The organism is Nonomuraea sp. KM88 (assembly GCF_052245635.1).
In the GTDB taxonomy this organism is placed as follows: domain Bacteria; phylum Actinomycetota; class Actinomycetes; order Streptosporangiales; family Streptosporangiaceae; genus Nonomuraea.
In genome coordinates this window covers 1-7,962 of the sequence record NZ_JBQQCC010000046.1, presented here as the reverse complement: position 1 = coordinate 7,962, position 7,962 = coordinate 1, and the positions used below count along the sequence as shown (strand labels likewise).

General features: G+C 63.4%; 10 protein-coding genes and 2 pseudogenes. 1 reads left to right on the top strand and 11 read right to left on the bottom strand.

What is annotated here, in order from left to right:
* The 6 genes and pseudogenes from ACTWPV_RS49350 to ACTWPV_RS49325 form a co-directional block, all read right to left on the bottom strand.
* Positions 1 to 241: pseudogene (locus ACTWPV_RS49350) on the bottom strand (plasmid replication, integration and excision activator); the annotation flags it as partial.
* A 121-nt stretch (positions 242 to 362) separates the two neighbouring features.
* Positions 363 to 1,079: a GntR family transcriptional regulator gene (locus tag ACTWPV_RS49345; RefSeq protein ID WP_443157171.1), complete on the bottom strand. Its 717-nt coding sequence runs from the start codon at positions 1,077 to 1,079 to the stop codon at positions 363 to 365.
* 104 nt (positions 1,080 to 1,183) lie between these two features.
* Positions 1,184 to 1,582 carry a hypothetical protein gene (locus tag ACTWPV_RS49340; protein WP_443157170.1) on the bottom strand — a complete coding sequence of 133 codons (399 nt, stop codon included), beginning with the start codon at positions 1,580 to 1,582 and terminating at the stop codon, positions 1,184 to 1,186.
* Positions 1,583 to 1,620: 38 nt separating this feature from the next.
* The gene (locus ACTWPV_RS49335) at positions 1,621 to 1,947 is read right to left on the bottom strand and encodes a hypothetical protein (RefSeq protein ID WP_443157169.1); all 327 of its coding nucleotides are present in this window, start codon (positions 1,945 to 1,947) and stop codon (positions 1,621 to 1,623) included.
* On the bottom strand, positions 1,947 to 2,357 hold the full coding sequence (locus ACTWPV_RS49330) for a hypothetical protein (protein ID WP_443157168.1): 411 nt from the start codon (positions 2,355 to 2,357) through the stop codon (positions 1,947 to 1,949). Before ACTWPV_RS49330 ends, ACTWPV_RS49335 begins: the two co-directional genes overlap by 1 nt.
* A 150-nt stretch (positions 2,358 to 2,507) precedes the next feature.
* On the bottom strand, positions 2,508 to 2,735 hold the full coding sequence (locus ACTWPV_RS49325; RefSeq protein ID WP_443157167.1) for a hypothetical protein: 228 nt from the start codon (positions 2,733 to 2,735) through the stop codon (positions 2,508 to 2,510).
* A 203-nt stretch (positions 2,736 to 2,938) separates the two neighbouring features.
* Between ACTWPV_RS49325 and ACTWPV_RS49320 the strand changes: the two genes are divergently transcribed.
* Entirely contained in the window at positions 2,939 to 3,631 is a 693-nt protein-coding gene (locus ACTWPV_RS49320) for a hypothetical protein (RefSeq protein WP_443157166.1), read from the top strand.
* On the opposite strand, the gene ACTWPV_RS49315 is transcribed toward ACTWPV_RS49320, so the two are convergent.
* The 5 genes and pseudogenes from ACTWPV_RS49315 to ACTWPV_RS49295 form a co-directional block, all read right to left on the bottom strand.
* A complete protein-coding gene (locus ACTWPV_RS49315; protein ID WP_443157165.1) occupies positions 3,609 to 4,172 on the bottom strand; it encodes an NUDIX hydrolase in 564 nt (187 codons plus the stop codon). The genes ACTWPV_RS49320 and ACTWPV_RS49315 overlap by 23 nt on opposite strands.
* 161 nt (positions 4,173 to 4,333) lie before the next feature.
* Positions 4,334 to 4,963 (bottom strand): hypothetical protein, encoded by a 630-nt coding sequence (locus ACTWPV_RS49310; RefSeq protein WP_443157164.1) that lies wholly within the window; start codon positions 4,961 to 4,963, stop codon positions 4,334 to 4,336.
* A gap of 107 nt (positions 4,964 to 5,070) precedes the next feature.
* Positions 5,071 to 6,435, bottom strand: coding sequence for a phospholipase A2 (locus ACTWPV_RS49305; RefSeq protein ID WP_443157163.1), 1,365 nt, complete (start codon positions 6,433 to 6,435; stop codon positions 5,071 to 5,073).
* Between the two features lie 6 nt (positions 6,436 to 6,441).
* Positions 6,442 to 6,789 (bottom strand): annotated as a pseudogene (locus ACTWPV_RS49300) (DNRLRE domain-containing protein); the annotation flags it as partial.
* A 9-nt stretch (positions 6,790 to 6,798) separates the two neighbouring features.
* Positions 6,799 to 7,710 (bottom strand): hypothetical protein, encoded by a 912-nt coding sequence (locus ACTWPV_RS49295; protein ID WP_443157162.1) that lies wholly within the window; start codon positions 7,708 to 7,710, stop codon positions 6,799 to 6,801.
* Between the last annotated feature and the right edge of the window lie 252 nt (positions 7,711 to 7,962).

Here is a 7,962-nt window from a genome sequence, read left to right as displayed (position 1 = left end):
CCGGCTGGACGGGTGCGAGGATCTTGACCGCCACCGTCTTCTGGGCGGGCTTGAGGGTCGGGTCACCGTCCATGACCGCGACCTGCCAGACCAGCTCTGCGGTCTGCTTGTCGCGGGCCTGCACGAAGCGACCGTTGGACGAGGCGTCGAAGTCCTTGACGGGCTCGACCTCGCCGACGATGTAGCAGCCGTGCGGGAAGACCATGTTGTAGGTGACGGGGATGGGTCCCTGGATTGCCATGTTGTTCCTCTCGATAGCGGTGGAGAGCCCTTCGTTCGCTCGTCCACTTGTCCGCATGAGTTGAGAGTAGGGATTGCAACTCGTCCGCACAAGTGGATGAGCGGTAAAGGCGGGGTAAGAGTTAGCTCACCTTGAAGACACCTTCGAGCACGTGCAGGCTCCCTGGCAGAGCGAGGCTCACCACCATCAGCACGTTGCCGGCCGGATCATGCGCAGTGGCCAGCACGCCAAGAACCGGGTTGGACGACCCGAGCAGCTCGGCTTCCTCCTGAGTAGGCGTGCGCGCGCTGACTCGCTCGGTGATGTGGTCGAAGCGCAGGTGCTTGACCGCCTGGAGGTGTTGACGGATGCCGCGCCGCAAGGGCTCAGTCTTGTCCAGGTCGGTGCCGATGGCGTGCTCCAGCGGCACCCAAATGGTCTCCACCGCCGAGATGACGTCAGCACTCCGGGTTACCCGTCTCCGGGCGATCACTGGGGTTCCCTCGGCGACACCCAGCAGGCGCGCGACATGACGGGGTGCCGGGACGCGACCGGCCTCTAGCACGGCGTCGGCGCTCTCGCCCTGCTCGGCAGTGGCCAGACTCGGGCGTACGCGATCGGCCGCACTCTGGGGGCGACCTTTGACGAACGACCCGCGGCCGTGTTCGCGTTCGATCCATCCCTGCATGGCTAGGGTCTGAAGGGCACGCACAACCGTGGTCCGGCCTACTCCGAGTTCGCGCACCAGTTGGGTCTCGGACGGCAGCATGTCACCTGGGGCGTACTCGCCTGACTCGATCCGCTCTTGGATCGCTCGCATGACCTGCGCGTATTTAGGTGGGGCGAAATCCATGCCCATCTCAACCGCCCGTTCACTCTTCCACTTGTGCGCATAAGCACAGTACCGGCTGAGGCAACGTCTGTCAGTGGCCCTCGTCCAAAGGGCAGCAGGATGTAACCAGCTCAAGAGCCATTAATCAGAGCGACGCACTTGGGGCATGCTCTGGACGCATTCGGAGAGAAGGTCACCGACCAACCGCACATCGGCAGCGGCCCGACCGGCGATGAGCACACGGCCACCTTGGTGCCCGGGTCCACGGCGTGCAGCTCGATCGATCGCCCTGTCTTCGTCCACCCGGTCACGTACGCCGGGGGAGGAGTCACCTCGATCGGCTCTTTCAGGTCCAGGTCGTCCCATTCCAGTGGCCAGCGCTGTACGCCGCCGGGCAGCTCATAGGGATCGTCGTCGAGCTTGACCAATGCTGTCGTGCCGTTGCGCAGCACCGCCACCACCACGCCCTCACGGCCGATCAACGCCGAGCTATGGGCACGCGTACGCGCATGACTGTGGAAGGTGCCCACGATCGTCGCCTTCCAACCGATACGCGAACTCGCCCGGCTCACAACGGCTCCGCGGAGGTGGCGGAACGGATCGAGGTCTGCCGGGAGCGGAGTTCGGCATAACGCATCGCGATCCGGCGGGCCGCCCTGAAAGGATCACTCGCCGGATGCCAGGCATAAATGACTCGGTGGTGATCGACATTCCATCCGGTACGCCACCAAAAGCGCTCGCCATCGCACCAGACGACTAGACCGACCCAGACCGAAACCAAAGCCAGTCCATAACCATCATGGACATCGGAATTGATTCCGTCTCGCCGCAAAGCGTCCTGAAGCAGCTCGGCCGACCGGCACGGATCCACGCTGATCGTAATGGTGGAGATCATTAGCTTACCCGCTCAAACCTTACGGCCCCGGCCGGATCCACGTACGCGAGGAAAATCTCGCGTTGCGCCCAGGCGTTCTCACCGGCCCCGAAGTCGTAGAACTTGTGCCGGATGCTGCCCTTGATCGAGATCTCTCGCGGCATGCCGCGCATCGCCGTGCGCAGTTGGTCCATCGAGGTCGCCTGGAACGCGCTCCAACCGCCCGGACCAGGCATTTCGCCGCCCTCGCCCAGAATGCGGATTTCCCACTCGAAACCCTCTTGCGGCGTATCAGCAGGACCGGCGCAGTAAAGGCAGTCCTCCTGAGCGGACGCAGCCAGGCCCAGCCCGGAGGCCGCCACGTGGCCGCGGCGAGTGACGATCTTCCAGCCTCGCCCCTCGCACTCTGTACATCTGACTGGCGTTGTCATGCCGGACAGCATGAATGCCCATACTTTTCAGACCTATCTCACGCTGATATAGCACGAGCGCATATAGGATCAGCCGCAGAGCACGACATCATCCCGGCATCGGAAGCCGGAGGTCTGAGAATGCAAAATGGCGCGTTCGACCCAATTGAGCTACCTACGGCAGTCTGGGATCGGGACGAAACCCGGGAAATACTCAAGAACCGCGACATCGCCGGACTTTTCAGTCTTGCCAACAAATACGGTGCCAGCCAGGTCCGAATAGGCACCGCCACCGGTCTCGGCCAGCCTCGCGTCAACAAGATCCTCAACGGCGGCGGGACCGTCAAAGAGCTCGCCGTCATCGAACGCGTCGCCACCGGCCTGCGCCTGCCTGACCACGCCCGCATGCTTCTCGGCCTGGCGCCGCTCAACGGAGCATCCCACAGCAGTGATGACGACGATGAGCAGGAGCAGCAGGCCCGCGAACTCGCCGAACTGCTGGACACCGCAGCCACCATCGACCCGACCACGGTCATGATCCTGCGCACCGACACCAACAACCCCAGATCGAGCGCGCCCACCGCCACGCTGTACGCCCTGGCATGCGCGCTGAGCTCGCTCATCTGCTCGCCGAAACCGCCTCATTGGCTGGCTGGCAGGCCATCAACACCTTGGCTCTCAACGACGCCTGGCACCACTACGAGCACGCCAAGGCCGCCGCCTACGAAGCAGACGATCCCGCCGTCCTCGCCTACGTCTCCGGCGAACAGGCTTATGTCCTCATGGAACTCGGCCGCCCCGCCGAGGCCACCGAACTCCTCCAGCACGTCCACGCCCAGCACCACGACCGAGTACCCGCCCGTCTCAGGACCTGGCTCTCCGCCGCCGAAGCCGAGGCCGCCGCCGTTCTGGGCGATGAGACCACCTGCCGTCGTGCCCTGGATCAAGCCGTCTCCCTGCTTCCGGATGGAGATGCCGACCCGAACATGCCCTATCTCGCGATCAACACCCATCATCTGGCCCGCTGGCGCGGCAACTGCCTCGTCCGCTTCGGCGACCCCGCGACCGTCGAGGACCTCCGCTCAGCACTGGCCGGGATGGACGGCACCTACAACCGCGCCGAGTCCGGCGTCCGCTGCGACCTCGGCCACGCCCTGCTCGCGGTCGGAGATCCTGAAGCCGCCCAGCCCCACATCCACCGCGCCCAGCACTTGGCCACCATGACCGGCAGTCGCCGTCAACGGCACCGCATCGACGAACTGGCCAGAGCCGTCAACCGCGCGCTCGGCCGTTGAGCCACACCTGAGCCTGTAGCAGCCCGATCAACGTCCCGGACGTCCAGATGTCCCCGCGGGCGATCATGCCGGGGAACTCACTCATGGGGATCCACTCGATCCGATCGGCCTCCACTTCGCCCTCAGGTTTGCCCACCAGCTCGGCTCCACGCCCAACGAAAAGGATGTGCTCGGAGTCGACCATGCCAGCCATCGGCTGGTACGAGACCAGGAGCTCAAGGCTCGTCGGCCGATACCCGGTCTCCTCCTCCACTTCCCGCAGAGCGGTGACCATCGGCTCCTCGCCGGCCTCGATCAGCCCGCCGGGAAGCTCCCACCCCCATCGATCGAACATGAAACGATGCCGCCACATCAGCAGGACGCGGTCTTGCTCATCCAGCACGGCAGCGATCGCGGCCCGATCCAGATGCACCACATGATGCTCGAACCGTTCCCCGCCCGGGATCTCCACATCGGCCAGCCCCAACCGGATCCACCGGTCGTCATAGATCAGCCGTTCCCCATGCACGACCCAGCGCGTCTGCTCAGCGTCATCACCCACACTGCGAAGCTACCGTCTCGACCATTCTTGGTACATGACTTCTTGGCGGAGCCAAGACACAATCACCACACCGCGGAGGTGCATGTACACGATGGCCCATGCACCGACATCTCGACAGCAAGCCGCCTCTGAACACCGGCTGCCCTAGCGACCAAGGATCGCTAGCCCCGCCGTGTTTGCCTCAGAGTCGTCCAGACGGCTACGGCTTGGATCATCCCGGCGCAGAGCGACTCCAATACCAAGATTCTGTGATCCACCGTGACGGTGAACAGGGCCGTGATCGAGGTCAGCAGCATGGAGGTGGGGAACGCGGCGTAGAAGCTGAGGGGCCAGAAATCAGGATGATCGCCACTGACCCACGGCTCAGTGGGCCTGTCGGGCATGGTGAGCAGACTCAGCAGAGCGAGTGACACAACTATTCCGATATATATCAGGGTCACCCTCGGCAAAACCCTGTCTGCTCTGCCGATGGCAGGAGGATTACGCGCTTCCGGTGTTCTCTTGCCGCGGATGATTCGCCATATCGCCAGGGATTGTACCAACCCGGTAATGGTCAGGAATCCAACGTGCGCGTTGAGCCTGGACCCCCCGAATAAGCCCTCGGGGACGATCGAATTCAGCCCTGCCGACCAGGCCCACTCTGCGACAATGCTCAGGGGAAAGCTTGCCAGGAACGGCCAGAGCAGCTCCATTCCACCTCTGTGGCCACCCTGTCTGGCGAAATCGAGCGTGGCTGCCATGACAAAAATGAGTGAAGCCGAGGCCAGGAGTGTTGCGTATTTGTTGCGCATCGTGCTGTGTCCTTGGTTCTGCGTCTCCGCCTGAGGTTGATACGGGCATGGGGTCCCTGATGTGCCATCAGGGACCCCGCGCAGCGTCAACTCAGTACCTGACTGGACTATCCTTCCGGATTCATCTCTCCGCCGCCACCGTAGTACACCGCCTGGTAGTAGATCCAGGCCCACGATGCGCACTGGCCCCAGTTGGTGGTGGGGAACTTCTTGTAATAATTGCAGGTGCCGTTCTTCAGGATGTTGTAGAACACGGCGTCGACGGCGGTCTTCCGGGGCTTCAGGAAGTTGCTGAACTTGTGTGAGTAGATAATCCCATATCCGTAGTCGTGGCTGTCACAGGCCGCGGCGAACGAGATTCCCGCGGGGTTGTCCTTCACGATTTTCGGCAGCGCTGGATTGGTGCAGTGGTCCCAGGGGACGCCTACGACTGACCAGCCGCCGGGCGTCTTCACCCACTCGGGGGAGATCTTGGTGTTTCCCGCTTCTTCGGGCTCGTTGTCCATGTAGACGGGGTCGACCCAGCAGCCGGCTCTCTTACCCAGCATGAAGTCCGAGGCGTAGCAGGGTGTGGTGGCCTTGATACCAAGAGCTGGTTCGGCCTCGGTTAGGCGGCCAGGGCCGTCGTAGGTGAGGTTCCACGTGCCGTCGCCAGGGGTGGTCAGCTGGGTGACGTTGCCTGCTGAATCGTAGGCGTAGCTGCTCTTCAGCGGGTCGGCGGCCACGCTCGCGGAGCCCGATTCATAGTCGCGCAGGTCGTAGACCTCGCGCAGCCGCTTTTCCGTGTCGTAGGTGTAGCGGACGATCGCGGCCGTGGAGCCCTCCGGAGTACCGTAGGCGATCTCCTTCAGCTGGCCTTCCTGATCTCCGAATGCCGCCGCGGATGCCGTGGTTTGGGTGGCGTAGGAGAAGGTTGCCGAGTGGCACCCCGATGTGGATGCGGATGAACAGACAGTGCCGGGTTTGTCCGGGCTGACGATTCTGGCCACGCGTCCCTGGGTGTCGTAGTCGACGTGCTCGGTGCCCGTGTCCTCGCTGCCCAGCTCGACGATGATGCCCTCATTGCCGTTTAACCGCCAGGTGGCGATGATGCCCGGCTCTCCGCCGCGCTGGGTGTAGGTGCCATCGGCGTTCTTGACGATCGTCTCCCCGTCGGACGCCTTCCAGGTATCGGGCGTGCCCGGGACCGGGCCGAAGGACTTTCCTGTGCTGCCGTTGGGGTAATCGATCCACAGGGTGCCGTCTCGATTGGTGAGCCGGTTCGAGAGCATGCCGCCCAGTGGAGTGAGCTGCCAATTGGGGCCGAGGACTTGCTCGTTGGGCTTGGCCGCTTCGCCGCGCGGCCCTGCGCTGTGGCTGCGCATGGTGACCATGCCGCCCTCATAAAGGTCGATGCCCTCGATGACGTACGACCCCGTCTCCGGGTCCGTGCGACCGGTGCCGTCCAAACTCGGTACCGGTTCGTACGTCACCGTGAGCGTCGGTGCGTCCTGAGCGCTGCCGTATTCGGACGACGCCAGGACGCGGTAGTTGTCATCTTCGGAAGCCTCGTCCGGGGCCTGGAGGACGACGCCGTAATTCGGCTGGCCGGTCGTCCATGTCGTGACGATGTGGTTCAGCGGCCACTCAAGAGTGCCCTCTCCGCAGTCGGAAGCGTACGACTTGGTAACGGTGGTGGATCCATCGGTCGTGGCGGCGGGCTTGTTGGCCCAGGTGAGGTTGTTCGCATCCCAATCGCTAGTTATCCGCCGTACTTGGATCCCATCCCCGATCTCCTCCCCGCACCCGGGGCCGTCGGTGTTTAGGAGCGAGAGGCGGGCGTCGATGATCTTCTGCTAGGCGAGGGCTGCCGTGTCGAAACGCAAGTGGGTACGGTTCCGGATGCCGAAGATGTTCCCCGCCGTAAGGAAGGGAAGTGACGGGTCGGCCAGACTTCCATCGTCGGCGACGTCCACGTCGGCGCTGCCTGGGATCGTGTACGAGCCGCTCAGCGTCACAGGAAAGGACGCCTGGTCGACGGACGTCAGATCGGATGTCAGGTGAAGAACGTCTCCTGCGTGCTCCGCCTTGACGGCGGCCTTCTTCGACGTCGAACGACCCTGCGCTGCCAGGCGTGGGGTCGAGGCGAAGAGCGCGGGCTTGCCGGCGGCGTCGGCGAACTTCCCTGTTGCTCGACTCGTGGGAGTGAGCCCCTGGAACGCGATGGGAAGTGTGAGATCGAGAGCCTTGGCTGCCGGGGGCCGTCGTATCACGAACTCATACCGAAGACCCGTCGCCAGGGCTGTCACGACGATGTCCGTCCCGGGTTCGGCTCCGTCTTTGTATATTGCTTTGTTTCCGGAAACGGTGGGGCGCGGTAGCGGCGACGGCCAGTTCAGAATGAGCGAATCGCCATCTGGGGTGGATATCTGTGCCAACGGCTTCGCGTCGCCCCCGGCGGATAAGGCGAGGGGCGCTTTGGATAATTTCGGCTGAAGAGTTCCATTGCTTTCGACAAGCGTAGTGTCGATCGGCTGCCAGGAGCCGTCTCTCTGCATCCGGATGGGGCTCGCGTGCAGTTCGGCGAGGAGGGTCGTGCCGTCGGGATTGGCGTAATAGGTCGCGGTCTCGCTGCGCAGCGACTCGATTTCGATCCGCTTGTTCTGGGCTTTGGCCTGGCTCCTCGCCTGGTCGAGGAGGGCAATTGATGATGGCGTGGGTGGCGGTGCCGAATCTGCGGCTGCCGAATCGGCGACCAGGGTCGGCATAGCGGAGACAAGTGCTGCCGCGGTAGCGAGTTTTACCGTGTGCCGGAGTCTGTCGAGCGTTCTCAACCAAAACCTCAATCGATGCATTTGTGCGAACGGCTCTATTTCTATAACAAGTTCACCTGGAGTCACAAGAGTTGCAAAGGTGGCTGGATTGTGCATGTGTCGCTGTGGGCGGCCATTCGTGCAGTTCATGGTGCGTCTGCGTGCTCGCGGACAACCCCGTGAATCCGCCGTTCGGAGGTGGAGGGG

Excerpts from the sequence above, each read along its gene's own strand:
- ACTWPV_RS49295 (WP_443157162.1), bottom strand. The coding sequence starts at position 7,710 with ATGCCGACCCTGGTCGCCGATTCGGCAGCCGCAGATTCGGCACCGCCA.
- ACTWPV_RS49310 (WP_443157164.1), bottom strand. The coding sequence starts at position 4,963 with ATGCGCAACAAATACGCAACACTCCTGGCCTCGGCTTCACTCATTTTT.
- ACTWPV_RS49330 (WP_443157168.1), bottom strand. The coding sequence starts at position 2,357 with ATGACAACGCCAGTCAGATGTACAGAGTGCGAGGGGCGAGGCTGGAAG.
- ACTWPV_RS49320 (WP_443157166.1), top strand. The coding sequence starts at position 2,939 with ATGCGCGCTGAGCTCGCTCATCTGCTCGCCGAAACCGCCTCATTGGCT.
- ACTWPV_RS49345 (WP_443157171.1), bottom strand. The coding sequence starts at position 1,079 with ATGGGCATGGATTTCGCCCCACCTAAATACGCGCAGGTCATGCGAGCG.
- ACTWPV_RS49335 (WP_443157169.1), bottom strand. The coding sequence starts at position 1,947 with ATGATCTCCACCATTACGATCAGCGTGGATCCGTGCCGGTCGGCCGAG.